This window comes from Streptomyces sp. JLBG701, from assembly GCF_058544905.1.
Genome location: NZ_CM178588.1, coordinates 7,226,239 through 7,251,684, shown reverse-complemented (window position 1 = coordinate 7,251,684; position 25,446 = coordinate 7,226,239). Strand labels below are relative to the sequence as shown.

Annotated in this window: 24 protein-coding genes; 9 read left to right on the top strand and 15 right to left on the bottom strand. The window is 69.7% G+C overall.

The window, feature by feature from the left end; translation table 11 throughout:
- Positions 1 to 43 precede the first annotated feature (43 nt).
- From AC5DRG_RS33645 to AC5DRG_RS33625, 5 genes are all read right to left on the bottom strand, one after another.
- Positions 44 to 3,367 (bottom strand): S8 family peptidase, encoded by a 3,324-nt coding sequence (locus AC5DRG_RS33645; protein ID WP_491803275.1) that lies wholly within the window; start codon positions 3,365 to 3,367, stop codon positions 44 to 46.
- A 190-nt stretch (positions 3,368 to 3,557) separates the two neighbouring features.
- The gene (locus AC5DRG_RS33640) at positions 3,558 to 4,241 is read right to left on the bottom strand and encodes an ABC transporter ATP-binding protein (RefSeq protein WP_491803274.1); all 684 of its coding nucleotides are present in this window, start codon (positions 4,239 to 4,241) and stop codon (positions 3,558 to 3,560) included.
- Between the two features lie 40 nt (positions 4,242 to 4,281).
- Positions 4,282 to 5,751, bottom strand: a complete 1,470-nt coding sequence (locus tag AC5DRG_RS33635; protein ID WP_491803273.1) for an ABC transporter permease — start codon at positions 5,749 to 5,751, stop codon at positions 4,282 to 4,284.
- A gap of 135 nt (positions 5,752 to 5,886) precedes the next feature.
- The gene (locus AC5DRG_RS33630) at positions 5,887 to 7,134 is read right to left on the bottom strand and encodes a L,D-transpeptidase (RefSeq protein ID WP_491803272.1); all 1,248 of its coding nucleotides are present in this window, start codon (positions 7,132 to 7,134) and stop codon (positions 5,887 to 5,889) included.
- 218 nt (positions 7,135 to 7,352) lie between these two features.
- Positions 7,353 to 7,715 (bottom strand): hypothetical protein, encoded by a 363-nt coding sequence (locus AC5DRG_RS33625; RefSeq protein WP_491803271.1) that lies wholly within the window; start codon positions 7,713 to 7,715, stop codon positions 7,353 to 7,355.
- Positions 7,716 to 7,825: 110 nt separating this feature from the next.
- On the opposite strand from AC5DRG_RS33625, the gene AC5DRG_RS33620 reads away from it, so the two are divergent.
- The gene (locus tag AC5DRG_RS33620; RefSeq protein ID WP_491803270.1) at positions 7,826 to 8,140 is read left to right on the top strand and encodes an LPXTG cell wall anchor domain-containing protein; all 315 of its coding nucleotides are present in this window, start codon (positions 7,826 to 7,828) and stop codon (positions 8,138 to 8,140) included.
- A gap of 41 nt (positions 8,141 to 8,181) precedes the next feature.
- The gene (locus AC5DRG_RS33615; RefSeq protein WP_491803269.1) at positions 8,182 to 8,961 is read left to right on the top strand and encodes a sensor domain-containing protein; all 780 of its coding nucleotides are present in this window, start codon (positions 8,182 to 8,184) and stop codon (positions 8,959 to 8,961) included.
- Positions 8,962 to 9,038: 77 nt separating this feature from the next.
- Here the strand turns inward: AC5DRG_RS33615 and hutH are convergent, their stop codons facing one another.
- From hutH to AC5DRG_RS33580, 7 genes are all read right to left on the bottom strand, one after another.
- A complete protein-coding gene (gene hutH / locus AC5DRG_RS33610; protein WP_491813234.1) occupies positions 9,039 to 10,577 on the bottom strand; it encodes a histidine ammonia-lyase in 1,539 nt (512 codons plus the stop codon).
- Positions 10,578 to 10,646: 69 nt separating this feature from the next.
- Complete coding sequence (locus tag AC5DRG_RS33605) at positions 10,647 to 11,792, bottom strand: GGDEF domain-containing protein (RefSeq protein WP_491803267.1); 1,146 nt, start codon at positions 11,790 to 11,792, stop codon at positions 10,647 to 10,649.
- 150 nt (positions 11,793 to 11,942) lie between these two features.
- Positions 11,943 to 12,737: an enoyl-CoA hydratase/isomerase family protein gene (locus AC5DRG_RS33600; RefSeq protein ID WP_491803266.1), complete on the bottom strand. Its 795-nt coding sequence runs from the start codon at positions 12,735 to 12,737 to the stop codon at positions 11,943 to 11,945.
- A gap of 75 nt (positions 12,738 to 12,812) precedes the next feature.
- Positions 12,813 to 13,583, bottom strand: a complete 771-nt coding sequence (locus tag AC5DRG_RS33595) for an SDR family NAD(P)-dependent oxidoreductase (RefSeq protein ID WP_491803265.1) — start codon at positions 13,581 to 13,583, stop codon at positions 12,813 to 12,815.
- Entirely contained in the window at positions 13,580 to 14,335 is a 756-nt protein-coding gene (locus tag AC5DRG_RS33590; RefSeq protein ID WP_491803264.1) for a VOC family protein, read from the bottom strand. Before AC5DRG_RS33590 ends, AC5DRG_RS33595 begins: the two co-directional genes overlap by 4 nt.
- 33 nt (positions 14,336 to 14,368) lie before the next feature.
- A complete protein-coding gene (locus AC5DRG_RS33585) occupies positions 14,369 to 15,163 on the bottom strand; it encodes an SDR family oxidoreductase (protein WP_491803263.1) in 795 nt (264 codons plus the stop codon).
- 5 nt (positions 15,164 to 15,168) lie between these two features.
- Positions 15,169 to 15,921 carry an SDR family NAD(P)-dependent oxidoreductase gene (locus AC5DRG_RS33580; protein WP_491813233.1) on the bottom strand — a complete coding sequence of 251 codons (753 nt, stop codon included), beginning with the start codon at positions 15,919 to 15,921 and terminating at the stop codon, positions 15,169 to 15,171.
- 203 nt (positions 15,922 to 16,124) lie between these two features.
- Here AC5DRG_RS33580 and AC5DRG_RS33575 point away from each other — a divergent pair, with 203 nt between their 5' ends.
- Both AC5DRG_RS33575 and AC5DRG_RS33570 read left to right on the top strand, forming a co-directional pair.
- Positions 16,125 to 16,985, top strand: coding sequence for a helix-turn-helix transcriptional regulator (locus tag AC5DRG_RS33575; protein WP_491803262.1), 861 nt, complete (start codon positions 16,125 to 16,127; stop codon positions 16,983 to 16,985).
- A 113-nt stretch (positions 16,986 to 17,098) separates the two neighbouring features.
- Entirely contained in the window at positions 17,099 to 17,683 is a 585-nt protein-coding gene (locus tag AC5DRG_RS33570) for a hypothetical protein (protein WP_491803261.1), read from the top strand.
- 79 nt (positions 17,684 to 17,762) lie between these two features.
- Here AC5DRG_RS33570 and AC5DRG_RS33565 read toward each other — a convergent pair whose 3' ends face one another.
- A complete protein-coding gene (locus AC5DRG_RS33565; protein ID WP_491803260.1) occupies positions 17,763 to 18,878 on the bottom strand; it encodes an adenylate/guanylate cyclase domain-containing protein in 1,116 nt (371 codons plus the stop codon).
- A gap of 196 nt (positions 18,879 to 19,074) precedes the next feature.
- On the bottom strand, positions 19,075 to 19,950 hold the full coding sequence (locus AC5DRG_RS33560; protein ID WP_491803259.1) for a biotin--[acetyl-CoA-carboxylase] ligase: 876 nt from the start codon (positions 19,948 to 19,950) through the stop codon (positions 19,075 to 19,077).
- 112 nt (positions 19,951 to 20,062) lie between these two features.
- On the opposite strand from AC5DRG_RS33560, the gene AC5DRG_RS33555 reads away from it, so the two are divergent.
- From AC5DRG_RS33555 to AC5DRG_RS33540, 4 genes are all read left to right on the top strand, one after another.
- Positions 20,063 to 21,676, top strand: coding sequence for an acyl-CoA carboxylase subunit beta (locus tag AC5DRG_RS33555; RefSeq protein ID WP_491803258.1), 1,614 nt, complete (start codon positions 20,063 to 20,065; stop codon positions 21,674 to 21,676).
- Positions 21,677 to 21,685: 9 nt separating this feature from the next.
- On the top strand, positions 21,686 to 21,895 hold the full coding sequence (locus tag AC5DRG_RS33550; protein WP_491803256.1) for an acyl-CoA carboxylase epsilon subunit: 210 nt from the start codon (positions 21,686 to 21,688) through the stop codon (positions 21,893 to 21,895).
- 109 nt (positions 21,896 to 22,004) lie between these two features.
- A complete protein-coding gene (gene mmpB / locus AC5DRG_RS33545) occupies positions 22,005 to 22,133 on the top strand; it encodes a morphogenic membrane protein MmpB (RefSeq protein ID WP_491803255.1) in 129 nt (42 codons plus the stop codon).
- A 31-nt stretch (positions 22,134 to 22,164) separates the two neighbouring features.
- On the top strand, positions 22,165 to 22,782 hold the full coding sequence (locus AC5DRG_RS33540) for a Maf family protein (RefSeq protein WP_491803254.1): 618 nt from the start codon (positions 22,165 to 22,167) through the stop codon (positions 22,780 to 22,782).
- Here AC5DRG_RS33540 and AC5DRG_RS33535 read toward each other — a convergent pair.
- Positions 22,754 to 23,254 carry a hypothetical protein gene (locus AC5DRG_RS33535; RefSeq protein ID WP_491803253.1) on the bottom strand — a complete coding sequence of 167 codons (501 nt, stop codon included), beginning with the start codon at positions 23,252 to 23,254 and terminating at the stop codon, positions 22,754 to 22,756. The two genes, AC5DRG_RS33540 and AC5DRG_RS33535, sit on opposite strands and share 29 nt — an antisense overlap.
- 375 nt (positions 23,255 to 23,629) lie before the next feature.
- On the opposite strand from AC5DRG_RS33535, the gene AC5DRG_RS33530 reads away from it, so the two are divergent.
- Entirely contained in the window at positions 23,630 to 25,402 is a 1,773-nt protein-coding gene (locus AC5DRG_RS33530; protein ID WP_491803252.1) for an acetyl/propionyl/methylcrotonyl-CoA carboxylase subunit alpha, read from the top strand.
- Positions 25,403 to 25,446: the final 44 nt, after the last annotated feature.

Below are 25,446 nucleotides of genomic sequence, written 5' to 3'. Positions count from 1 at the left end.
TCGCCCCGGACAGGCCGCTCACTCACCGCGGACTACCTCTTGCTCACTTGCCGTAGTACGCGTTGTAGATCGAGATCGTCGACTTGTTGTTCTGCTTGTCGGTGATCTTGGCGTGGAAGGAGATGGCCTTCCCCTTCGCCGGGTTCTTCACGGTGATCTTGCCGTTCGTCACGGTGACCTTCTTCCAGGTCTGGCCGTAGTCGTACGACACGTACACCGCGAGGGACTTGAGGTTGCTGCCCTTGGCCGCGCCCTCGACGACCACCGGGAAGGTGGCCGTACGGTCCGCGGTGACCCGGCTGGAGAGGTCCGTGTTCGCCGCGAAGCGAACCGTGGAGGCGGGCAGCTTGGCCGCCGCGTCGCCCGTCGGCTTCTTCGAGTTGAACGTCCAGCTGGCGTCGATCCGGGTGGATGCCGCGGCGACCTTCACGCTGCGCTTGACCGAAGTCGTCAGCTTGTAGGAGGCGTTGGCGGCCGGGACCTTGAACTCCTTCTCACCGAACAGCGGGTCGTCGTTGGAGCCGACCTTGGTGCCGTTGCGGTAGAGGGTCGTGGTGACCGAGGTGAAGAGCGAGGAACCGGCGTGCGTCTTGCCGTCGGCGAACAGCGGGATGTAGCCCGAGATGCTGTTGCCGGAGCGGTACAGGCCGAATTCCTTGTTCAGGTGCGGGCCGAAGACCGCCGTGTTGAAGGTCTTCCCGTAGCTCTGGCCCGCCTTGAAGGTCTGCGGGTTGCCGAGCGTGTAGTACGCCTCGCTGATCGGGAAGCCTTCCGAGTCGACCCCGCCGTACTGCTCGAAGTCGAAGCTCCACTTCACGCCGCCCGCCGTGGACAGGTACAGCGTGCGGGCGCCCGGGAGGGTCTGCGAGATGCCGACGGCGGAGCCGCCGAAGCTGCCCGGCAGATAGCCCCAGGCGGTGATGGCACCCTTCTTGCCGCCGGCCGCGGCACCCAGGTTGGCCTTCACCTTGGCCAGTTCGCTCGCCTTGTAGTGCTTGGTGTAGCCGGTGGCGAGCTGCTCGACGACGGAACCGATGGTGGTGTCGTACTCCGTGTTCTCACCCACGGTCCAGTGCCCGTCCCACTGCTGGGACAGCGAACCGTCGGTGAGCTTCGGACCGAGGTGCGCGCTGTGGAAGTTGTCGTACGTCTCCAGGAACCAGCCGAACCCGTAGCTGCCGTTGCCCACCTCGACCGAGTACATCGGCGACGCGAAGACCGACTTGGCGTTGGTGTCCGGCACGGTGATGTCGACCGGCTTGGCCTTGCGCGCGTCCACCGTGAGCGTCAGGTCCTTGTCGACGATCAGCTTGGGACGGGCGAGCCAGTCGATGCCCTTGGTGGAGTCCTCCGGGTCCGCGAAGACCGAGGCGTCGAGGACGTAACGACCCTTGGGGACACGGACCGTGACGGTGCCGTCCTTGTCGTACGGCGAGAACCACTTGTCCTGGGCGAGGCCGGAGACACCGATCAGGGAGTCGAAGTAGAACTCCGCCGCGTTGCCGTCCCGACCGATGTTCTTGAGGGTGAGGTCGTACGACTCCACCTCGCGCTGCACCGCCGAGGCCGTGCGCACCGTCTGGCCGCCGCCGGTCGCCGTCACGTACGCGGAGTACGCGCCGTCGAGCGTGCCGCCCAGCTTGGTGTTGACGGTGAGGGGGACCGACGCCGTGCCGCCCGCCGGGACCGTCACCTTCGTCGCGCCCAGCGTGAAGAAGCCCGAAGGAGCCGTCTGGCCCTTGGGGTCGGTCGCCGAGACCGTGAGGTCGAGCGTGACGTCGGCCGTACCGAGGTTGCGGTAGACGACGTCCTTGGTGACCGGCGTGTCATCGGTGTGCGGCCACTGCTGCGCACCGAAGCTCACCGACACCGGGTCGGCGATCACGGTCTGCTTGATGGCCTTGTCGACCTGGATGCGGCCCGAACCCTGCTGGAACGGCGTGTACTTGCCGCCCTTGGTGGAGGCGGTCAGCGCGCCCTTGAGCTCGGTGTACGTCCAGTCCGGGTGCTGCTGCTTCAGGATGGCGGCGGCGCCCGCGACATGCGGGGTCGCCATGGACGTACCGGAAATCGTCAGGTAGCCGTCCGGGTTCTGGCCGACCTCCTGCTCGATGACGCTGCCCGGGGCCGCGGCAGCCGTGATGTCCACGCCGGGGGCGGTGACATCGGGCTTGATCTGGCCGTCGAGGCCGGGCCCTGTGCTGGAGAAGGACGCCAGCTTGTCGGCGTCGTCGACGGCGCCGACGGTGAGCGCGGCGGCCGCGCTGCCCGGGGAGCCGATCGTCTGCTCGCCGAAGTCGCCGGAGTTGCCGGCCGCGATCGCGAAGAGGATGCCCTTGTCCGCCGAGAGCTTGTTGACCTCGGCTTCGAGCGGGTCGATCTCCGGGGTGTCGCCGCCGCCCAGGCTCAGGTTCACGATGTCGGCGCCCTGTTCGGCCGCCCACTCCATACCGGCGAGGATGCCGGAGTCGTCGCCGTAGCCCTCGTCGCTGAGCACCTTGCCGCTGATCAGCTCGGCGCCGGGCGCGACGCCCTTGTACTTGCCGCCGGACTTGGCGCCGGTGCCCGCCGCGATGGACGCGACGTGCGTGCCGTGGCCGAAGTGGTCGGTCGCGTCGGCCGAGGTGGAGAAGTTCTTCTCCGCGACCACCTGGTCCTTGAGGTCCGGGTGGGTGGCGTCGACTCCCGTGTCCAGTACGGCGATCTTCACGCCCTTGCCGTCGTAACCGGCCGCCCACGCGGTGGGGGCGCCGATCTGCGGCACGGACTTGTCGAGGCTGGCCTTGCGGACGCCGTCCAGCCAGACGTGCGCGATGCCGGAGGCCGTCGCGTCACCGTTGGTGACCGCGTCCCACAGCTCGGCCGTCTCGCTCTTCGGTGTCTGCACCGCGTCCGCGTTCAGGGACTTCAGGGCCCTGCGGAGCGTGCCCGCGTCCCGGACGTCGGCCTTGGTGGCCGTGGCGGCTCCCTTGTAGCCGACGATGACCTTCAGGCCGGCCTTCTGGGACGTGCGCGTCGCCGACTTGTTGAGCTCGGTGATGTCGAACAGCCGCTGGTCCAGCTTGCCGGTGGCGACCAGTCGGGCCGCGTCGGCGGGTATCAGGAGCGTGTGTCCATCCACCTTGCGGAGCGAGACGGGTATGCCCTCGCGCCCCTTCGCCCGCTCCAGGCCGACTACTTGGCCCTTCGCGTCCACGGCGACCCGGTCACCGGTGATCAGCGTGATGCGGTGCTTGGCCTTCAGCGCCGCGGAACTGGTGGAACTGCCGGCGTCCTGTGCGGCATCGGCCGACGCCGGGCTGGTCAGGCCCGCGGCGAGGACGACAGCGGCCGCGGAGGCAATGGTTGCCGCGCACGCCTTTTTCACTTGTCTGCGCAAAACTCCCCCTAGCTGAGGTACCGGGTGATATTCCCCTTTCACCCGGCCGGGAGGAGTCCCGTACGCAAGCGCGTACACCCCCCGGTACCCGAAGTATGCCGGGGGGTGATCAGTTCGCTCAATAGTCCGGACGCGGGCGTGTCGAACTACCGTGGTTTGGCTGGGAGTTGATGTTTGGTCAGGAGGTCGCGTTCTCCTTCACCGTGATCTTTCCCTTGCGAATGGTGGCCAGTCGCGGCGCCTTCTTCGCGATCGCGGAATCGTGGGTGACCATGATGAAAGTGAGCCCGTGCTCCTTCCACATGGATTCCAGTACGTCCATGATCTCGTCGCGCATCGACTCGTCGAGGTTGCCGGTGGGCTCGTCGGCGAGCAGTACCTTCGGCTGCTTGACCAGCGCGCGGGCGATGGCCACACGCTGCTGCTGGCCGCCGGACATCTCGCCGGGCAGGTGCCCGAGCCGCTCGCCGAGACCGACCGACTCCAGTGCGGCGGCGGCCCGTTCGCGGCGTTCCTTGGTCTTCACACCGAGCGGTACGAGGGCGGTCTCGACGTTCTCCTGCGCGGTGAGCGTCGGGATCAGGTTGAAGGACTGGAAGACGAAGCCGATGTTCTCGCTGCGCACCTTGGTGAGCTTGGCCTCGGACAGCTTGGCCAGATCGATGCCGTCGAGGACGATCTCACCGGAGGTGGGCCGGTCCAGACCGCCGATCATCTGCAGCAGCGTGGACTTGCCGCCGCCGGTGGGGCCCTGGATGACGAGCCGGTCGCCGTCGGCGATGGTCAGGTCGACCCCGGCGAGGGCGTGGACGGTGTCCTTGCCCCGCGAATAGAGCTTGGTGACGCCTCTGAGTTCGTACATGTGTGGTGCAACTCCCGTGGATTTTAAGGCGGCTGGGGTCCTACTCGACGCGGCGCAGGGCGTCCGCCGGGCGGAGCCGCGAGGCGCGCCAGCCGCCGAAGGCGCCGGCGATGAGGCCACCGGCCACGGCCAGGCCCACGGCGAGGACGATGGTGGTGGCGCTGACGGGCGCGGTGAGCGCGACCTCCAGCGCGTTGGAGGAGGCCTGCTGGGCGCCGGGACCGCCGCCGCCCGGGCCACCGCCGCCGAAGCCGCCACCACCGCCGCCGGTGGAGCCGATCTGGGCCTCCAGGCTGGGGCTGATCGCGGTGACGACGTAGGCGCCGGCCAGGCCGAGCGCGATACCGAGGGCGCCGCCGACCAGACCGTTGACGATGGCCTCGCCGACGACCTGCCCGGTCACCCGGCGCGACTTCCAGCCGAGCGCCTTGAGCGTGCCGAATTCACGGACCCGGCGGGACACGGCCGAGGAGGTGAGCAGACCGGCGACCAGGAACGCGGCGATCAGCACCGCGATGGACAGCCACTTGCCGACGCTGGTGGCCAGGTCGGAGGCGGTGGAGAGGGAGCCGGAGACGGTGTCCGCGAGGTCCGCGGAGGTCGTGACGGTCGTACCGGAGATGTTCTTCTGGATGGTCGACTTGACGCTGTTGATCTGCTGCGAGTCGGTCGCCTTGACGTAGATCGTGGTGACCTTGTTCTTCGAGTCGCTGAGCGTCTGCGCCTGGGTGAGCGGGATGTAGAGGTTGGCCGCCGCGTCGCCGCTGTCGGGCGTGGCGATGCCGATCACCTTGAACTTGACGCTCTTGATGGTGACGGTGTCACCGACGGCGTACTTCTTCTCCTTGGCGTAGGACGCGTCGGCGACGACGACCTTGGCGTTGGTCTCGGAGGACTTGAAGGTACGGCCCTTGGTGATCTTCGAGGAGGTCAGCGGGCCGAGGGCCGGCTTGGTGACGTCCGTGCCGTAGACCGAGTAGTTGTTGACGTCGAAGTTGGCGCCGCCGCCCTGGACTTCGCCCTGCGGCGCTCCGGTGGCGCCACCCGGGCCGCCCTGCTGGTTGCCGCCGCTGTTCTGGTCCTGCTGGAACTGGCCGCGGGTGAACTGGCCGCTGACCTTGATGACCTGGAGGCTGAGTCCGCCGACGGCGTCCGAAACGCCGTTCTGGGTACCGACCTTGGTCACCGTGCTGCTGGCCAGGGTCTGGAAGCCCTGGACCATGACGCGGTCGCTGCTCTGCTCTTCGTCGGAGTCGTTGTCCTGCGCGTCGAACTCGAAGCGCGGACGTCCGGAGGCGTCGTCCGTGGGCGCGGCGGCCGCCTTGGTGACGGTCATGTCGGTGCCGAGGCCGTACAGCGACTGGAGAACCTTGTCCTGGGCCTTCCCCATGCCCGAGGACACGGAGTTGACCACGATGACCAGCGCGATGCCGAGCGCGAGCCCGGAGGCGACGACGAGGGCCGCCTTTCTGCGGCGGCGCAGTTCGCGCCTCAGGTAGGTGAAGAACATGGCCGCAACGTAGGTACGGCGCGTGATTACTGGATAAGGCCGAAATAAGAGAAGCATGAGAAGGCTGTGGTGAAGCCCAGAAACACCGATGCCGCCCCTGAGGGCGGCATCGGAAAGCTGTGAACTGGCGGTCGGTCAGACGGCGGAGCCGGCCTTCCAGTCGGCCCAGCTCATGTTCCAGCCGTTGAGGCCGTTGGCCGGGTCGACCGTGGTGTCTCCGGTGTTCTGGACGACCACGACGTCACCGATGATCGAGTTGGTGTAGAACCAGTAGCCCGCCGTGCCGGTGTCCTTCGCGCCCTTGGTGTCCGACAGGCCCACGCAGCCGTGGCTGGTGTTCACGCTGCCGAAGATGGACTTGGCGGCCCAGTAGTTGCCGTGCACGAAGGTGCCGGAGTTGGTCAGACGCATGGCGTGCGGTACGTCCTTGATGTCGTACTCGCCCTTGCCGTCGTCGTCGGTGAAGCCGACCGTCGCGCCGTTCATCCGGGTCTCCGTGAACTTCTCGGAGATCACCATCTGGCCCTCGTACGTCTTGTTCTCGGGCGAACCGGCGGAGATCGGGATGGTCTTGACGGTCTTGCCGTCCTGCGTGACCTTCATCGTCTTGGTCGAGGCGTCGACGTAGGTGACCTGGTTGCGGCCGATGGTGAAGGTGACCGTCTTCTGCTGGACGCCGTAGACGCCCTCGGCGCCCTCGACTCCGTCGAGCGCCAGCTTCAGGGTGACGGTGGAGCCTTCCTGCCAGTACTCGTCCGGCCGGCAGTCCATGCGGTTGGTGCTGAACCAGTGGCAGACGACCTCCTGGCCGCTGCTGGACGAGACCGTGATGCCCTTCTGGACGGCGGCCTTGTTGGTGATCGCCTTGTCGAAGTTGATCGACACGGGCATGCCAACGCCGACGGTGGAGCCGTCGTCCGGCGTGAAGTAGCCGAGGAAGCTGTTGGACGGGGAGACCGTGGTGAACGAGGCGTTCTCATGGGCGACGCGGCCGTCGGAGTCCTTGGCCTCGGCCGTCACCTTGTAGGTGGTGGAGCGCTCCAGCTGGCCACTGGGCTTCCAACTGGTCTTGTCGGTGGATATCGCGCCCTCGACGGCGGTGCCGTCGGCGGTCGTCATCTCCACCTCCGTCAGCGTGCCCTTGCTGACGGTGACGGCGGCCGAGTTGTTGATGGAGGCGTTGTCGGAGCCGTCCGCCGGTGTGATCTTGATCTGGGCCTCGGAGGTCTTCTTGGCCGCCGCCTCGTCGGCCTTGGCCTGCGAGGTGTCGGTGCCCGAGTCGGCGGCGCTTTCGTCACCCCCGGAACACGCAGAGAGCACCAGCACACCGCCGAGCAGTACGGACGCGACCTTCAGGCCCCTGCGCCGCTTACTGTCCGTCATCACACGCTTCTCCATCGTTGCCGAATCCCCAAAGCCCGAGAGTCCCCGTAAATGCTTTCAACGCTACGACCGCTTCGTCCCGTTCCACATTCCCTGAAGGTGTGGGGCACACCACGTCCGCCGGGGCGGCTGGTGCGGATCTCGGTCACTGCGTCCCCTGAGACGAAGAAACCCCGGGCAGCGGTTTCCGCCCGGGGTCACGATTTTCCCAAGCCGCGTCAGGCGACGCCGTCCTTACCGACCAACTCGGCCTCGTCGCCGTCGTCGCGGTCATCATCCTCGTCGAGATCCCAGTCCGGCGAATCGGGGTCGTAGTCGATGGGCTCGCTGCTCCAGGAGGCCTGCGCCAGTTCTACGCCCGGCACCTCCCCCACCAGGTCGAACGGGTCCACGAGATAGGCGAGGGCCTCCGAAGTGTCTTCCGTCACAGCGGCCTCGGCATGCACCCGCTCGTCGGCGGGAATCTCCGGGTCCCGCGCGATACGGCCCAGCGCGGCCTTGGTGACGGCGTCGGCGTCGTCGACTTCGAGGACGAGTTCCACCCGAAGCCGTACAAAACGTGATGTCTCTTCAGTGCTCATGCCTCGGAGCGTACGGCCCACAGCTCCCACGACTTTCCCACGACCCGCGACTTTCATTAGCATCGGTCCACACGGCCAATTCGCCAGCGTCACAAGGGGATCGATATTCCGTGTCATCCGCTCGCCGTCCGTTGCTGACCGCCACCGCCGCGGGGACCCTCCTGGGTGCCCTGTGGTTCGTCCCCTCCGCGAACGCGACGGGGGACGACCCGGCGAGATCGGAACCTTCGGCGACCCCTACGTCGCAGGTCACCCAGCAGGCGAGGGCGACGACCGTCGACAGCTCCGAGTCCGAGGACAGCGTCCAACTCGCCGACACGGGAAGCTTCGACACCACTCCCTACCTCGTCGGCGGCACCCTTTTCCTGGGGCTGGGAGCCGGGTTCGTGGTGTATTCGGTACGTCGTGAACGGCTTGGTTTTTAACCTACTTGACGTTTGCTTGACTCAACCTTCATAGTCCGCCCATGAATAGATCTACGGGGGCGCGCATAGGCGCCACGGCGGCTGTGAGCGCGTTGTCGCTCGCCCTCCTCACGGGCTGCGGCGGGGATTCGGAGTCCACGGACTCCAAGGGGACGGACAAGTCGACGGACGCGGCCACCACCGCGGCCGCGAAGGCGTTCAGCGCCGCGGAGTTGGAGAAGCTGATCATCGCCACGGGCGATGTGAAGGGCTACGAGGCCACTCCGAGCACCGACTCCGACAAGTTCGCGGATTCCAAGGACGCCGTCACGGTCGCCGACGCCAAGTGCGCGCCGATCGCGTACGTGCTGACCGGCTTCGCGCCGGGCGACGAGTCGGCGTACGTCAACCGCCAGGTCCTGCCGGCCGCCGAGACGACGACGGAGAGCCCGGACTCCCTTGAGGACGCCCTGGGCGCCACGATGACGATCGTCTCGCTCTCCTCCTACGAGGGTGAGGCCGCCGCGGAGACCATGAAGTCCTTCACCGACGCCGTCAGCGGCTGCACGGGCGGGTTCACGGTCTCCGCGAAGGGCGAGGACACCCAGAAGTTCACGAAGGTCGCCGCGGAGAAGGGCTCCGGGACCGGTGACGAGTCGGTGGCGTTCGGGGTGACGGCCGAGGCCGAGGGTGAAGCGGTGTTGGTCCACGGCGAGGCGGTGCGCCACGGCAGCACTGTCGCCACGTACTACTCGATCAGCCTGGCCGCCTTCAGCGGCGAGACGAAGGCGTACACCATCCCCGCCGAGATCATCGAGGGCCAGGCCGCCAAGCTCAAGTAGCAGGCAACAGGCACCGGACAGCAGGAGGGCCGCCGTCGCGGGGGAGAGCGACGGCGGCCCCTTGCTGTCTATAGCGGTCAGGCGAGCGGACCCGTCACAGTCTCGACAGCCGCGACGAGCTTCCCGTCCCGCACGAACGCGTCCGCCGCCGCGAGGTCGGGCGCCAGGAAGCGGTCCGGACCGGCACCTTCGACCCCGGCCGCCCGTACGGCGTCGATGACGGCCTGCGACGCCGGAGCCGGGGCCAGGCCCTCGCGCAGCTCGATCGCGCGCGTTGCGGCGTACAGCTCGATCGCGACGATGCGCGTGAGGTTGTCGACGGCCGTGCGCAGCTTGCGCGCCGCCGACCAGCCCATGGAGACGTGGTCCTCCTGCATCGCGGAGGACGGGATCGAGTCCGCGGAGGCCGGTACGGCGAGCCGCTTCATCTCGCTGACCAGCGCGGCCTGCGTGTACTGGGCGATCATCAGCCCGCTGTCCACACCGGGGTCGTCCGCGAGAAAGGGCGGGAGGCCGTGCGAGCGGTTCTTGTCGAGCAGCCGGTCGGTACGGCGCTCGGCGATCGACCCCAGGTCGGCGGCGGCGATGGCGAGGAAGTCGAGGACGTACGCCACCGGAGCGCCATGGAAGTTGCCGTTGGACTCGACGCGCCCGTCGGGCAGCACGACGGGGTTGTCCACGGCCGACGCCAGCTCCCGCTCGGCGACGAGCCGGGCGTGCGCCATGGTGTCCCGTCCGGCGCCGGCGACCTGCGGGGCGCAGCGCACCGAGTAGGCGTCCTGGACGCGCGGCGCGTCGTCCTGGTGGTGCCCGGTGAGGGCCGAACCCTTCAGCACGGCGAGCATGTTGGCGGCGCTGGCGCCCTGTCCCGGGTGCGGGCGGATGGTGTGCAGTTCGGGGGCGAGCACCTTGTCGGTGCCGAGGAGGGCTTCGAGGCTGAGGGCCGCGGTGACGTCGGCGGACTTGTAGAGCCTGTCCAGGTCGGCGAGGGCCATGACCAGCATGCCGAGCATGCCGTCGGTGCCGTTGAGCAGGGCGAGGCCCTCCTTCTCGCGCAGTTCGACGGGCGCGATGCCGGCCTCGGCGAGGAGGTCGGCGGCGGGGCGCACCACCCCGTCCGGGCCCTCGGCGTCGCCCTCGCCCATGAGGGTCAGCGCGCAGTGGGACAGCGGGGCCAGGTCGCCGGAGCAGCCGAGCGAGCCGTACTCGTGCACGACCGGGGTGATCTGGGCGTTGAGGATGTCGGCCATGGTCTGCGCGACCTCGGGCCGGACGCCGGTGTGCCCCGAGCAGACGGTCTTCAGCCGCAGGAACATCAGGGCCCGTACGACCTCCCGCTCGACGCGCGGCCCCATGCCGGCGGCGTGCGAGCGGACGATGTTGCGCTGCAGCTGGGCGCGCAGCTCCGGGCTGATGTGCCGGGAGGCCAGGGCGCCGAAGCCGGTGCTCACGCCGTAGACGGGTTCGGGCTTGGCCGCCAGCGCGTCCACGATCCCGCGGGCCGCGGCGAGGGCCGCGAGTGCCTCCGGCGAGAGCTCGATGCGGGCGCCGGCGCGCGCCACGGCGAGAACGTCGGACGCGGTCACCCCGGACGTCCCCACCACCACAGTGTGCATATCCATATTCAGGAGCGTACGCAGTGAAGACGATGATGTCACTACCGGGTGGCGGTTGTGACCCTTACGTCAGGTGCGGCGGCCCCGGAAGCGGCGGCGCTCGGCGGGCAGCTCGGGGGAGGGTGTGTCCGCGAGCCGTACGACCGGATCGTCGGGGCCCTCGCGACCGGCGACGACCGGCTCGTCCGCGCGCAGGGCCTTGGCCTGGTACTGGGCGGCGTCCGCGAGCCGGAAGAGGCGGCGGCCGGAACGTACGGGCCCGATCGGGTCCTCGGTGGACGCGACCCCGCACGCGACGCCCTCGCCGAGCTCCAACTCGGCGGCGCGGCGGCAGAGTTCACCGGCCGCCCGGACGACCTCGTCGGCGGGCGGGCCGACGGCGAGGAGGCAGAACTCGTCGCCGCCGAGGCGGGCGGCGAGCGCGCCCGGCAGCATGGCCCCGCACAGGGACAGCACCGACCCGAAGCGTTCGAGGAGGCGGTCGCCCACAGCGTGCCCCTGGGTGTCGTTGACGCGCTTGAGCCCGTTGAGATCGCAGACGACGAGGCTGACGACGACCCCGTCCTTCCGGTGCCGCTCGACCGCCTCGTCGAGACGTACGTCCACGGCACGGCGGTTGGCGAGACCCGTGAGCGCGTCCGTGAAGGCGAGCCGCCTGGCCTCCTCCAGACGCTCGGTCTGGGCGATCCCGGCGGCCACGACGGAGGCCAGTACGGTGGCGAAGTCGGCGTCGGCCCGGTCGAAGACGGGGGTGCCGGCCGGGCGGGCTACATACAGCTCGCCCCAGGCGCGGCCGTGCAGCACGATCGGGGCGACGACGCAGCAGCCGCGGCCTCGGCGACGTAGGGCCGCGACGCGCTGATGGACGTATCCGGGCCGGCCGGCCGCCGGGCCCTCGGCGGTCTCGACCCAGGCGTTGGGCCCACCGCCCCTGGCCCAGCGTTCGTGCAGGAACTCGGTGATCTCCGGGAACTGGTGCACGGGGTAGGCCTCGGCGTCGGGGAACTCGTCCTCGTCGGGGGCGCGCTCCCCCACGTTCACGAGGACGCGGAGACGGCCGCGCTCGCGCTCCCAGACGGAGAGCGCGGCGAAGCTTCCGCCGAGCGCGCGGGTCGCTCCGCGGGCTGCGGCGTGCCATGACTCACGTGGCGTGTGTGCGGCGGCCATGTCCTGCGCCAGCTCGACCACGGCCCTGAGCCGTCTGTCCTCACCCATCACTCCAGGTTAGGAAGGTTTAGTGTGATTTGTGCTGTTCATGCGGCGTGCGGGTGGATGGTGATTACTGTCCGTGGGGGCCGCCGCCCCCACACCCCCGCTTCGGCCCGAAGGGCCTCGTCCTCAAACGCCGGACGGGCTGAGGGTGCCCTACTCACCCGGCCAGTTGGGTGGCCGCTTCTCGTTGAATGCCGCCACGCCCTCCGCCCGGTCGCCCGAGAACGCCACCGACCTCCATGCCGCGTCCTCCACCTCCAACCCGGCCCGCAAGTCCAGGCCATGCCCCAACCGCATCGCTCGCTTCGCCGCCCGCAGCCCCACCGGTGAGTTGGCCGCGATGCGGGCCGCCAGTTCCAGTGCCGCTTCCCGGTCCCGGCCCGCCTCCACCAGCTCGTCCACCAACCCCAACTCCCTTGCCTCCGCCGCCTCCACGCGCCTCGCGGTGAAGACCAGTTCGGCCGCGCGGGCGGCGCCCACCCGGCGTGGGAGCAGCTGGGTGCCGCCGCCGCCCGGGATCACGCCTACCGACACCTCCGGCAGCCCCACCACCGCCGTGCGGTCGGCCACGATCAGGTCGCAGGCCAGGGCGATCTCGAAGCCGCCGCCCAGTGCGAAACCGTGGACCGCCGCGATCGTCGGTACGGGCAGCTCCAGCACACCCGTGTAGGCCCCGCGCGTGACCGGGCGCTGGCGCACCAGGTCCGCGTCGCTGAAAGAGTTCCGCTCCTTCAGATCCGCCCCGACACAGAACGCCCGCTCGTGCGTCGACGTCAGTACGACCACCCGTACGTCCCGGTCCGCGCCCAGCGCGGCACACGCCCCGGCGATCGACCGGGCCATCTCGGTGGAGACGGCGTTCATGGCCTTGGGCCGGTCCAGGACGAGCTCCGCGACGTACTCGCGCCGTCGCACCAGCACGAACTCCCCGAACCGTTCCTCGCTCATGACACCCTCCGGTTAACGCGGGTTAACTACCGTCTCCCCGATCATCCCAGCCGGACCCCGCCGAGGAAAGGCCCTTCAGAGCTGGGTCTGGCCGCCGTTGACCTCGTAGACGGAACCTGTGACGAAGGCGGCCTCGTCCGAGAGCAGGAAGCTGGCCACGGCCGCGACCTCGTCGACCTGGCCCACGCGGCCCATCGCGGTTTTCGCTGCGATGGAGGCGCGGACCTCCGGCGGGAGCGCCCGTGCCGACGGGGCGTCGATCGGACCGGGTGCGACGGCGTTGACGCGGATGCCGCGCTGCGCGTATTCGACGGCGGCCGAGCGGGTGAGTCCGACGATGCCGTGCTTGGAGGCCGCGTACGCGGCCCGCCCGGCGTGGGCCATCACTCCGGCGGTGGAGGCCATGTTGAGGATGGCCCCACCGCCGGCTTCGAGCATGTGGGCGATCTCGGCCTTCATGCTGTGGAAGACGCCGGTCAGGTTGACGGCGATGACTTCGTTCCAGTCGTCGAGAGCGATGTCGTGGACCTCGACCAGGCCGGGCGTGATGCCGGCGTTGTTGAAGGCGAGGTCGAGGGCGCCATAGGTCGCGACGGTGAACGCGACGAGCCGCTCGGTGTCGTCGAACGACGTGACATCCGCGGCGAACGCGGACGCGAGGTGTCCGGCGGCGCGGAGTTCCGCGGCGACGCGTTCGGCGGCCCCCGCATCGCGATCGGCTACGACGATGCGCGCGCCGTCCGCCGCGAGTCGTCTGGCGGCCGCCTCGCCGAGGCCGGATCCGGCACCGGTGACGAGCCCGACCCTGCCCGTCTTGTCGCGCCTGTTGTCGGTGCTGGTGGTCATGCGTCGGCCTCCTCGGTGGCGAGTTGGACGAGGGTGAAGACGGCGCCCGCCGGGTCGAGGAAGACCGCGATCGTGCCGATCCCGACCGGTGTCGGCGGCATGAGCAGAGTGCCGCCCTGTTCGGTGGCGACCTTCGCGGCGGCCTCGATGTCGTCGACGGCGAAGTACACGTCCCAGTACGCGGGCATCTCGGCAGGCATCGCCGGCGGCCGTGGCAGGAGCCCGGCGAACGACCTGCCGTACGCCTGCCACTCGCGGCGGCCGAGGGGACCGCTCGGCTCCGTGAGTTCCCATCCGAAGGCCTCGCGGTAGAACGCCTCGGACACGTCGACGTCGTCGGTGATCAGTTCGGCCCATGCGAGGGTGCCGGGTGCCGGCCGTCGCTCGCGGTGCTGTGTGGCGGGGGTGCGGAGCGCGAACCGGGTTCCGTTGGGGTCGGCGACGACGGCGGAGTCGCCGGTGACCGTGCCCGCGGCCTTGGAGACGGCGGTCAGCGCGGTGTCGAGCTCGTCGACGTCGAAGTGGACGAGCCATCCAGGGGGCCCGTCGGCCGTGGCGATGTCGGTGATACCGCTGATGTCGGCAACCGGCGTGCCCGCGGCGGATGCGATCAGGCGGCCGTCGGTCTCCGTGACGGCCCAGCCCAGCAGGGCCCCGTAGAAGGAAGCGACGGTCTGCGGGTCGGCCGAGACGAGGCTCGCCCAGCCGAGCCGGGCGGGGGTGCGAAGCGCGTCAGTCACGGTCGCGGTCATGGTCGAGCTCCGATCGGTGGGTGTTCGGAAAGGTCACTGGAGCGCACCCCCGCTGATCAGCAGGCTCTGTCCGCTGACCCAGGCCGCGAGGCCGGAGGCGAGGTACTCGGCGGCGTCCGCGACGTCGTCGACGGTCCCCATCCGGCGGCCGATACGCCCGGGCTGAGCCACGAACTGCCGTACTGGGTGGTGCGGTTGGTCCGGGTTCGGGTCCGGCTCGGTGAACACGCCGGCGCCCTCGATCGCCGTGGGAAGGATCGTGTTGACGGTGACCCCGCGGTCGGCGAGTTCCTGTGCCAGGACCTGGACGGCGTAGCGCGGTGCCGTCTTGCTCGACCCGTACAGTCCCTCGCCCCGGACCGGCACGGTCGTCGTGCTCGAACCGACGTAGATGATCCGGCCGCCGTCCACGACGTGCCGCGCTGCCGTCTGGAGGGTGAAGAAGGTGCCCTTGGTGTTGATGGCGAAGAGACGGTCGAACTGCTCCTCGGCGATGTCGAGGAAGTCGATGCCGATGAGCTCGACACCCGCGTTGGCGACGGCGATGTCGATCCGCCCGAAATGCCCGGCGGCCTCGGCGAAGAGGCGCTGGATGTCGGGTACGACGGACACGTCGGCCTGTACGGCGATCGCCGCCGCGCCCAGACGCTCGATCTCCGCGACTGTCGCGTCGGCCTCCTTCGCGCTGGAGGCGTAGTTGACCACGATGTTCGCGCCGAGGCGTGCGTAGCGCAGGGCGATCGCCTTGCCGATGCCGCGGGCGGAGCCCGTGACCACGGCCGTCTTCCCGGTCAGGTCGGTCGTGGGATCACTCGTCGGATCAGTCACGGGGATCACGGGCTCTGTCCGCCGGAGATCTCGATGCGCTGTGCGGTGACCCACTGGTTCGCATCCGAGAGGAGTGCCGTCACCGCGCCCGCGATGTCGTCGGGCTCGCCCACGCGTCCCAGCGCGACCTGCGAGGTGAGGTAGCCGCGGACCTGGGGGTCGTGCATCATGCCGCCGCCGAAGTCGGTCGCGGTCGCCCCGGGCGCGACGGTGTTCACGCGGATGCCGCGGCCGCCGAGCTCCTTGGCCTGATAACGGGTGAGGACCTCGACCGCGCCCTTCACGGCGCCGTAGGCGGAATGCCCCGGGACGGCGAAACGGGTCAGACCGCTGGAGACGTTCACGATGGCGCCGCCGTCGGCAAGCACCGGCAGCAGGGTCTGCGTCAGGAAGAAGACGCCCTTGAGGTGTACGTCCACCAGGTCGTCGAAGTCCTTCTCCGTCGTCTCGGCGAACGGGGCGGTCAGGTCGGTGCCGGCGTTGTTGACGAGGAAGTCGAACGTGCTCCTGCCCCAGCGCGCCCGGAGCTCGGCGCCGAGCCGCTCGGCGAAGTCCGCGAAGGTGTTCACGACGCTGGTGTCGAGCCGCAGCGCGACGGAGGAACGCCCCAGGTCGGTGAGGGCGGACACGACCTCCTCGGCCTCGGCCCGGTTGCTTCGGTAAGTCACTACGACGTCCACGCCCGCCCGGGCGAGGTGCAGCGCGTAGGCGCGTCCCAGGCCCCGGTTGGCTCCGGTGATGACGGCGATCTTCGGGATGGTGCTCACGATGACTCCTTGGTGGCTCAACAGGGGTTCGCTCCGAAACAGGGATGCTGTGCCGAACCCGATGACCAGTTGACGCGCGATCCGAGAAGCCATCCAGTGCCTGCTTGTCCACTGTCCGGCGGTCCCAGGCTGGGGGCTCAGCCTGGGATCGGCAGACAGTGGATAGCCGTATCCGGGTGAGGCACAGTGGCGATATGGATCAGAGCGGCCTGGCGACATTTCTCCGTAGGCGTCGGGAGGCGCTGCAACCCGACGACGTCGGCGTTCCTCGGGGGCAGCGCCGACGCACGCCCGGGCTGCGACGCGAGGAAGTGGCCGCGCTGTGCGGCATGTCGACGGACTACTACAGCCGTCTCGAACGCGGCCGCGGACCACAGCCCTCGGAGCAGATGATCACCGCGATCGCCCGTGGGCTCCGGCTCACCCTCGACGAACGCGACCACCTCTTCGTCCTCGCCGGCCACAACGCACCGGCCCGCACCACACGCGACGACCACGTCAACGCCGGCATGATGCGCATCCTCGACCGCCTTGAGGACACCCCCGCACAGGTCGTCACCGGCACCGGCGAGACGATCGTCCAGACCCCGCTCGCAGTGGCCCTGCTCGGCGACCAGACCCGATTCACCGGGCTCGCGCGAAGCGTCATCTACCGCTGGTTCACCGACCCGAGCGAGCGAACGAACTACGTACCGGACGACCACCCGACGCACAGCCGCGTCTACGTGGCCCAGCTCCGCACGATCGCCTCCCGCGAAGGCCGCGACTCACACGCCGCCGCGCTCGCCGACCGACTGTGCGCGGAGAGCCCCGAGTTCGCGGAACTGTGGGCCCGGCACGAAATCGGTATCTCCTACACCAACCGCAAGAGAATCCTGCACCCGCAGGTCGGAATGGTCTCCCTGCACTGCCAGACACTCGTCGACCCGGACCAGGCCCAGTCGCTGCTGGTGTTCACGGCGATCCCCGGCACGGAGGACCACGACAAGCTCCGGCTGCTCTCGGTCATCGGAAGCCAGCGGCTCGACGCGTCCACAACGGCAGCCTCCGACTGAGGAGTTGCGGGCAAACTCGGCCAGACCCGTTCGGGTGACGCCACTCCCAACTCCCGCCGCACCGCCAACGGGAGCGCATAGCGTGCGTCCGCCACGGCGGGGAGGGGATCATCATGACGGACACGGAAGCGGCGGCGGAGGGACAGCAACGCAGGCGTGGCCGTCATCGCCGGCCCCGGCCCCGCAAGATCCTGTTCGCAGCAGGCGGCCTCGCACTGGCCGCCGGTGTGCTCAGTCTCGTACGACTGTCTCCCGATTCCGGCCTCGGCGGCGGCACCGGCACCACCGAGGCCGAACCCCGCCTCGCCCCCGGAGACGCTTTCGCCTCCGCCCGCCCGGACAACGCGGCCGCGACCATCGCCACCACCATGCCCACGGCGACGTCCGTCATGGGCGGCGCGAGCACCACACCGACCCCGGGCCCGAGGGTGAGCCTCGTACCGACGACACCGCCCGCGACCGTCGTTCCCGGCGCGACGACCATTCCCGGGACGACGAACAGCCCCACACCCCCACCGCCGACGACCACGCCCGCGACCGCTATCGCTACCCCTCAACCAACACAGACGCCCACGCCGACACCAACACCAACACCGAGCCAGACAAGCCACTCCCCGGCGCCACAGCCCCATCAGTCCGGCATCTGCGTGCCGATCATCGGCCTCTGTGTGGACCCACTGACAGCACCCAGAAAATAGGGCCTGCCGGACAGCGCCCCTTCAGGGGCGCGGGGAACTGCGCGACAAGCCCCCACCGGGCCCGCGGCCAACGAACCACCTAGACCGGCTGGCCACCCCGCCGGGTAAGCAACCAGGGCTCGACCACCCCAAGCCCACGCACCGGCCGCTGCCACATCGGCTGAAGAGCGAACCGGTACTTGGGCGGCTCCTCCCCCTCCTTCTCCGCAGTGGCTGCCGCCTCGGCCGCCGCTGCCTCCGAGGCGGGAGCCTCTCCGCTCCGGATCAGCTCCTCCGCGAACGCGCTGTCGACGAGGACAGCATCCCGTGGAGCTATCGAGGTCAACCGGGAGGCAAGGTTCACGGTCGTACCGAACACGTCGCCCATACGAGTCGTCACCGTGCCGAAGGCGATCCCGACCCGCAGCTCGGGCATGGTCTCGTCGTTCGACATCGTGTCGATCAGCCGCAGCGCGATCTCCGCGGCGATGGCCGCGTCGTCGGCCGCGTACAGCACCTCGTCGCCGAGGGTCTTGATGAGCCGCCCGCCGTGCGCGGCGACCAGGTCGGCGGCGGTGGTCTCGAAGGCCTCGACGAGTTCGCCGAGTTCCTCCTCCTCCATACGACGGGTCAGCCGCGTGAACCCGACAAGGTCGGCGAAGCCGACGGCGAGGCGGCGGTCCACCATCTCCTCGTCGTCGGCGGCCTGCACGACCCGGCCGGCGGAGGCGGAGAGCTGACGGCGCCAGACGTAGACGAGGAACTCCTCCAGCTCGGGCAGGAGCAGCTCGATGATCGGGTACGTCACCTCGGTGCGGCTCATGCCGGGTTCCGGGGGCTCGGTCAGGCCCTCCAGGAAGGAGTCGATCTGCCACTCGGCGAGGCGGGCCGTGGTCTGCCCCGTGGAGCGCGCCACCTGCACGGCCATGGCCTCGCTCAGCAGCCCCGCCTCGACGAGACCGGCGAGGCGGCGCAGCGCGAGGACGTCGGCCTCCGTGAACGCCTTGGCCTGGCCGACGTCCGCGAAGCCCATGGCCCGCCAGAAACGGGTGGCCAGCTCCATGGAGACACCGGCGGTACGGGCCGCCTGGAAGGGCGTGTAGCGGCGCTCGGCGCCGAGGATGAGCTGTTCGAGACGCACGGCGAGAGGGTGCGGGTTCCCTCCGGGGGCGGCGGCGTTCGTGTCCTCGCCGGAACCCGTGTCGTCGACGGTCACGCCTGCTGCCCTTCCGATCTGCCGTGGTCAGGTATCGACCGGCCTTCACTTTACGGCAGGTGTGCGGTAGCTCACTCCTTTCCGGCGTCGAGAGGGGGGCTTGATGGTTCGTTGCCGGGTGCGGGCCGGTGGGGGCTGGTCGCGCCCCGCGGCGGAGCCGCTAATGTCACAGCCCCGCGCCCCTGGGTATCTCCACTCACGCCGGTCGCAAGTGGATGATGTCTCCCGCTCCCACCGGCTCCTGTACGCCCTCCTGCGTAGCGATCACCAGGCGTCCGTCCCCGTCTACCGCGACCGCCTCACCCGTGATCGAGCTATCCCCCGGCAGTTCCGCCCGCACCGTCCTTCCCAGCGTCGCGCAACCCGCCGCGTACGTCTCCTGGAGGCCGCTGCGTGCCGGGTCGCCGCCTACCTCGCGCCATTTCCCGTACCACTGCTCCAGTGACCGCAGCACTGCCCGCAGCAAGGGGTCACGATCCGTGCTCACCGCACCGGCCAGTGCCAGGGAGCCCGCCGTCGGGACCGGCAGTTCGTCCTCGCGCAGGGTGACGTTGATGCCTACGCCGACCACCACCGCGTCGTCACCGGCCCGCTCCGCCAGGATTCCGCCGGCCTTGCGTTCCTCGCCGCCGACGGTCACCAGCAGGTCGTTGGGCCACTTGAGTGCCGTATCGACGCCCGCCGCCCGCGACAGCCCCGTCGCCACCGCCACACCGGTCAGCAGCGGCAGCCAGCCCCAGCGGGACACCGGGACCCCGGCGGGCCGCAGGAGGACGGAGAAGAAGAGGCCGGAGCGGGCCGGAGCCGTCCACTGGCGGTCCAGGCGGCCCCGGCCGGCCGTCTGCTCCTCGGCGACGAGGACCGCGCCCTCCTCCGCGACGCCCGAGACGGCGAGCGCCACCAGGTCGGAGTTGGTGGAGCCGGTGCGCGGCACCACCTCCACATCGCAGTACAGGCCCCCGTGCCCACCGTCCCGCACCAGCGCCCTGCGCAGGGCCGTAGCGTTGAGGGGCGGTCGGTCCAGGTCGGACCACCGGTTGTCGTTCGCGTCTGAGGCATCTCGCGGCGTCATGCAACCCACATTAGGTGTGGTAAACACCGCACTGCCGATCGGTAGGCGCGCCACTACGCTACGGATGAGTAACCGTCCCCACGTCTGAGCACCCCCAGGGAGCCGCATCCCGATGTCCGAGCCGGAAGAGCCTCAGCAGGCAGACATTCACACGACCGCGGGGAAGCTCGCGGATCTGCAGCGCCGTTTCCAGGAGGCGACGCACGCCGGCTCGGCACGCGCCGTCGAAAAGCAGCACGCCAAGGGCAAGTTGACGGCCCGTGAGCGGATCGAGCTGCTGCTCGACGAGGGGTCCTTCGTCGAGTTCGACGAGTTCGCGCGGCACCGCAGCACCAACTTCGGGCTCGAGAAGAACCGGCCGTACGGCGACGGCGTGGTGAGCGGGTACGGGACGGTCGACGGACGTCCGGTGGCCGTCTTCTCCCAGGACTTCACGGTGTTCGGCGGCGCCCTCGGCGAGGTCTACGGCCAGAAGATCGTCAAGGTCATGGACTTCGCCCTGAAGACCGGCTGCCCGGTCATCGGCATCAACGACTCGGGCGGCGCCCGCATCCAGGAGGGTGTGGCCTCGCTGGGCGCGTACGGCGAGATCTTCCGCCGCAACACCCACGCGTCCGGGGTGATCCCGCAGATCAGCCTGGTCGTCGGCCCGTGCGCGGGCGGCGCGGTCTACTCCCCCGCCATCACCGACTTCACGGTCATGGTCGACCAGACCTCGCACATGTTCATCACCGGCCCGGACGTCATCAAGACGGTCACCGGCGAGGACGTCGGCTTCGAGGAGCTGGGCGGGGCCAGGACCCACAACTCCGTGTCCGGCGTGGCGCATCACATGGCGGGCGACGAGAAGGACGCCATCGAGTACGTCAAGCAGCTGCTGTCGTACCTGCCGTCCAACAACCTCAGCGAGCCCCCGGTGTTCCCGGAGGAGGCGGACCTCGCCGTCACCGACGAGGACCTGGAGCTGGACACGCTGGTCCCCGACAGCGCGAACCAGCCGTACGACATGCACACGGTGATCGAACACATCCTGGACGACGCCGAGTTCTTCGAGACGCAGGCGCTGTTCGCCCCGAACATCCTCACCGGCTTCGGCCGGGTGGAGGGCCGACCGGTGGGCATCGTCGCCAACCAGCCGATGCAGTTCGCGGGTTGCCTGGACATCACGGCGTCCGAGAAGGCCGCGCGCTTCGTCCGCACCTGCGACGCGTTCAACGTCCCCGTCATCACCTTCGTGGACGTGCCGGGCTTCCTCCCCGGCGTCGACCAGGAGCACGACGGCATCATCCGCCGCGGCGCCAAGCTGATCTACGCCTACGCGGAGGCGACGGTCCCGCTCATCACGGTGATCACCCGCAAGGCCTTCGGCGGCGCCTACGACGTCATGGGCTCCAAGCACCTGGGCGCGGACCTCAACCTCGCCTGGCCGACCGCCCAGATCGCCGTCATGGGCGCCCAGGGCGCGGTCAACATCCTGCACCGCCGCACGATCGCGGAGGCGGAGGCGGGCGGGGAGAACGCAGAAAACACTGAGGCGGTCCGCGCCCGGCTGATCCGCGAGTACGAGGACGCCCTCCTCAACCCCTACATCGCGGCCGAGAACGGCTACATCGACGCCGTGATCATGCCCTCCGACACCCGCCGCCACGTCGTACGCGGCCTGCGCCAACTCCGCACCAAGCGGGAGTCCCTGCCCCCGAAGAAGCACGGCAACATCCCCCTCTAGGAGCCCACCATGACGATCAAGGTCGTACGGGGCAACCCGACCCCGGAGGAGCTGGCTGCCGCCCTGGCGGTGGTCAGGGCCCGCGCCGCGACGGCGACAGCCGAGCCGTCCGGCGCGCCAGGAGACAGGGACGCGTGGTCCGACCCGGCGCGCATCGCGACGCGCAGACTGCCCCAGCCGGGCCCGGCGACATGGACCCGCACTTTCTGGCCCGGGTGAGAGCATCTCCTCAGGGGCGCGAGGAACCGCGCACCTAAGTGCAGCACCGGGCACCAATTTGAGTACGCATACTCAGGCACCCTCCCCGGCCAAGCCCCACGCTGGTGGCATGCTGTGGTCCGACCCTGAGAACGAGCCGCCGAAGGAACTCCGCGACATGCAGGAGATGCTCCGGCGACTCGGCGTTCTCATGGCCCTCGGCATGGTGCTGGCGATGCTGGTGATCGGCCTGATCTGAAGTACACCCACGCCGCCGATACCCTGACCGCATGACCGATCAGCCGCGCCGCAGACTCATCCTCGCCTCCCAGTCCCCCGCCCGCCTGGCCCTGCTCAGGCAGGCCGGCCTGACCCCCGAGGTGATCGTCAGCGGCGTGGACGAGGACGCCGTCACCGCACAAACCCCAGCCGAACTGGCCCTTGCACTGGCAGAGGCGAAGGCCTCCGTCGTGGCCGCGAAGCCGGAGGTCAAGGGCGCGTTGGTGATCGGCTGCGACTCGGTGCTCGACCTGGACGGCGAGGCGCTGGGCAAGCCGGCGGACGCCGAGGAGGCCACCGCGCGCTGGAAGGCGATGCGCGGCCGGGCCGGCACGCTCCAGACCGGCCACTGCGTCTGGGACACGGTGAGCGGACGCCACGCCTCCGCCACCGCGTCCACCGTCGTCCGCTTCGGCGAGCCGACCGACGCCGAGATCGCCGCGTACGTCGCCTCGGGCGAACCCCTCTACGTTGCCGGGGCGTTCACCCTCGACGGCCGTTCGGCACCGTTCATCGACGGCATCGACGGCGACCACGGCAACGTGATCGGCATCAGCCTGCCCCTCGTACGGCGCCTGCTGGCCAAACTGGGCGTGGGGATCACGGAGTTGTGGGCGCCGGCGGAGTGATCGGCGCCGGGCCGTTGTTGCCCCCCTTGGGGGCGTCGTCCTCGGGTGCCGGCGTTGTCGACGCGGGCCCCTCCTGACGGTCGTACGTCATCAGGAGCAGCACGATCAGGCCGAGTACCACCACCATGAACAGGAACGCGCCCGGCCCCACCAGGCCCCAGGTGAACGCGCCCAGCAGGCCGTGCACCACGGCGACGCTGATCAGCAGGATGCGGCCGAGGCCGGCCGGGGCGCGGTCGCGCAGGGCGACGAGCAGCGCGACCAGGCCGCAGAACGCGAAGTAGAGGCCGAAGACCACGCCGCCGATCTTCGAGGACGTGGCCATCATGTCCGGGTCGAGGCCGGCCAGGGACATGTCCTGGCGATCGACGACCGTTCCCAGGAACCAGTTGAGCGCCGCGATGCCGACCGCCTCCACGAAGAGCACGACCGCCACGACCCATGCCACCGGTCTGCGCACCACCGGCCCCACCCACTTTCGACTGCCGTCCGAGCCTGTCCGAGCAAGATTGCCGTTACCCCAAGTACGTTCGGTACTTCGGGAACGCTACTAACGGGTAAACCGCGGTACAAGGGTTCTCGCGTGGGCAAAGAATCGTTGGGCCATTCGTAGGGACTCCACAAAGAAACGGAGTGGGCCGCAGCACGCTCTCACAGAGACCTTGACCACATCGGGGGGCTAGGGTTTTCGGGAGGAGTCCTGCGTACCGAGGTGCGACAAGGGATTTCGCCGGGTGAGCGGGCCTCGGATCACGCTGTGTGTGGGCAAGCTCACCAATGGGGACGGGTCGATGCGCCGTGTCGGCAGTCCCTAAACTCGGCTTGTTTGAAGGAGGGAGCCTCAATCGTGCAGAAGGTGCTCATCGCCAACCGTGGCGAAATCGCTGTCCGCGTTGCCCGGGCCTGCCGGGATGCCGGGATCGCGAGCGTGGCCGTGTACGCCGACCCGGACCGGGACGCTCTGCATGTCCGCGCCGCGGATGAGGCGTTCGCCCTGGGCGGTGACACCCCGGCGACGAGCTACCTCGACATCGCCAAGGTGCTCCAGGCCGCCAAGGACTCCGGGGCGGACGCGATCCACCCCGGTTACGGCTTCCTCTCGGAGAACGCCGACTTCGCGCAGGCGGTCCTGGACGCGGGCCTGATCTGGATCGGCCCGCCCCCGCAGGCCATCCGCGACCTCGGTGACAAGGTCGCCGCCCGGCACATCGCCCAGCGCGCCGGTGCCCCGCTGGTGGCCGGCACGCCGGACCCGGTCTCGGGCGCCGACGAGGTCGTCGCCTTCGCCGAGCAGCACGGCCTGCCCATCGCGATCAAGGCAGCGTTCGGTGGCGGTGGCCGCGGTCTGAAGGTCGCCCGCACCCTCGAAGAGGTGCCCGAGCTCTACGAGTCGGCGGTCCGCGAGGCCGTCGCCGCCTTCGGGCGCGGTGAGTGCTTCGTCGAGCGCTACCTGGACAAGCCGCGGCACGTGGAGACACAGTGCCTGGCCGACAGCCACGGCAACGTCGTCGTCGTGTCGACGCGTGACTGCTCCCTCCAGCGCCGCCACCAGAAGCTGGTCGAGGAGGCGCCCGCGCCCTTCCTCTCCGACGCCCAGGTCGAGGAGCTGTACTCCTCCTCCAAGGCGATCCTCAAGGAGGCCGGCTACGTCGGCGCCGGCACCGTCGAGTTCCTCGTCGGCACGGACGGCACGATCTCCTTCCTGGAGGTCAACACCCGCCTCCAGGTGGAGCACCCGGTCACCGAGGAGGTCGCCGGCATCGACCTCGTACGCGAGATGTTCCGCATCGCCGACGGCGAGGAACTCGGCTACGGCGACCCCGAACTGCGCGGCCACTCCTTCGAGTTCCGCATCAACGGCGAGGACCCGGGTCGGGGCTTCCTGCCCGCGCCCGGCACGGTCACCACGTTCGCCCCGCCGTCCGGCCCGGGTGTCCGCCTGGACGCCGGTGTCGAGTCCGGCTCGGTCATCGGCCCGGCCTGGGACTCCCTCCTCGCCAAGCTGATCGTCACCGGCGTCACCCGCGAGCAGGCGCTCCAGCGGGCCGCCCGCGCGCTGGCGGAGTTCCAGGTGGAGGGCATGGCCACGGCCATCCCGTTCCACCGCGCGGTGGTCAAGGACCCGGCGTTCGCGCCCGAACTGACCGGCTCCGACGCCCCGTTCACGGTCCACACCCGCTGGATCGAGACCGAGTTCGTCAACGACATCCCCGCCTTCGCCGCCCCCGCCGACACCGAGGCCGAGGACGACTCGGACCGCGAGACGATCGTCGTCGAGGTCGGCGGCAAGCGCCTGGAGGTCTCCCTCCCGGTCTCGCTCGGCATGTCCCTGGCCCGCACGGGCCTCGCGGCGGGCGCCAAGCCCAAGCGCCGCGCGGCGAAGAAGTCGGGCCCGATGGCCTCCGGCGACACCCTCGCCTCCCCGATGCAGGGCACCATCGTCAAGGTGGCGGTCGAGGAGGGCCAGGAGGTCAAGGAGGGCGACCTCATCGTCGTACTCGAAGCGATGAAGATGGAACAGCCGCTGAACGCGCACCGCTCCGGCACCGTCAAGGGCCTGGCCGCGGAGGTCGGCGCGTCGGTGACCTCCGGTGCCGCGATCTGCGAGATCAAGGACTGAGTTCTACGACGTCCCGAGGCGCCCGGCGGAATGGAGCAGAGTCC

What these genes read in the sequence shown, in the direction of transcription:
- AC5DRG_RS33640 (WP_491803274.1), bottom strand. Translation starts at nt 4,241, where the DNA reads ATGTACGAACTCAGAGGCGTCACCAAGCTCTATTCGCGGGGCAAGGAC.
- AC5DRG_RS33635 (WP_491803273.1), bottom strand. Translation starts at nt 5,751, where the DNA reads ATGTTCTTCACCTACCTGAGGCGCGAACTGCGCCGCCGCAGAAAGGCG.
- AC5DRG_RS33630 (WP_491803272.1), bottom strand. Translation starts at nt 7,134, where the DNA reads ATGACGGACAGTAAGCGGCGCAGGGGCCTGAAGGTCGCGTCCGTACTG.
- AC5DRG_RS33625 (WP_491803271.1), bottom strand. Translation starts at nt 7,715, where the DNA reads ATGAGCACTGAAGAGACATCACGTTTTGTACGGCTTCGGGTGGAACTC.
- AC5DRG_RS33615 (WP_491803269.1), top strand. Translation starts at nt 8,182, where the DNA reads ATGAATAGATCTACGGGGGCGCGCATAGGCGCCACGGCGGCTGTGAGC.
- hutH (WP_491813234.1), bottom strand. Translation starts at nt 10,577, where the DNA reads ATGCACACTGTGGTGGTGGGGACGTCCGGGGTGACCGCGTCCGACGTT.
- AC5DRG_RS33605 (WP_491803267.1), bottom strand. Translation starts at nt 11,792, where the DNA reads ATGGGTGAGGACAGACGGCTCAGGGCCGTGGTCGAGCTGGCGCAGGAC.
- AC5DRG_RS33600 (WP_491803266.1), bottom strand. Translation starts at nt 12,737, where the DNA reads ATGAGCGAGGAACGGTTCGGGGAGTTCGTGCTGGTGCGACGGCGCGAG.
- AC5DRG_RS33595 (WP_491803265.1), bottom strand. Translation starts at nt 13,583, where the DNA reads ATGACCACCAGCACCGACAACAGGCGCGACAAGACGGGCAGGGTCGGG.
- AC5DRG_RS33590 (WP_491803264.1), bottom strand. Translation starts at nt 14,335, where the DNA reads ATGACCGCGACCGTGACTGACGCGCTTCGCACCCCCGCCCGGCTCGGC.
- AC5DRG_RS33575 (WP_491803262.1), top strand. Translation starts at nt 16,125, where the DNA reads ATGGATCAGAGCGGCCTGGCGACATTTCTCCGTAGGCGTCGGGAGGCG.
- AC5DRG_RS33570 (WP_491803261.1), top strand. Translation starts at nt 17,099, where the DNA reads ATGACGGACACGGAAGCGGCGGCGGAGGGACAGCAACGCAGGCGTGGC.
- AC5DRG_RS33560 (WP_491803259.1), bottom strand. Translation starts at nt 19,950, where the DNA reads ATGACGCCGCGAGATGCCTCAGACGCGAACGACAACCGGTGGTCCGAC.
- AC5DRG_RS33555 (WP_491803258.1), top strand. Translation starts at nt 20,063, where the DNA reads ATGTCCGAGCCGGAAGAGCCTCAGCAGGCAGACATTCACACGACCGCG.
- AC5DRG_RS33550 (WP_491803256.1), top strand. Translation starts at nt 21,686, where the DNA reads ATGACGATCAAGGTCGTACGGGGCAACCCGACCCCGGAGGAGCTGGCT.
- mmpB (WP_491803255.1), top strand. Translation starts at nt 22,005, where the DNA reads ATGCTGTGGTCCGACCCTGAGAACGAGCCGCCGAAGGAACTCCGCGAC.
- AC5DRG_RS33540 (WP_491803254.1), top strand. Translation starts at nt 22,165, where the DNA reads ATGACCGATCAGCCGCGCCGCAGACTCATCCTCGCCTCCCAGTCCCCC.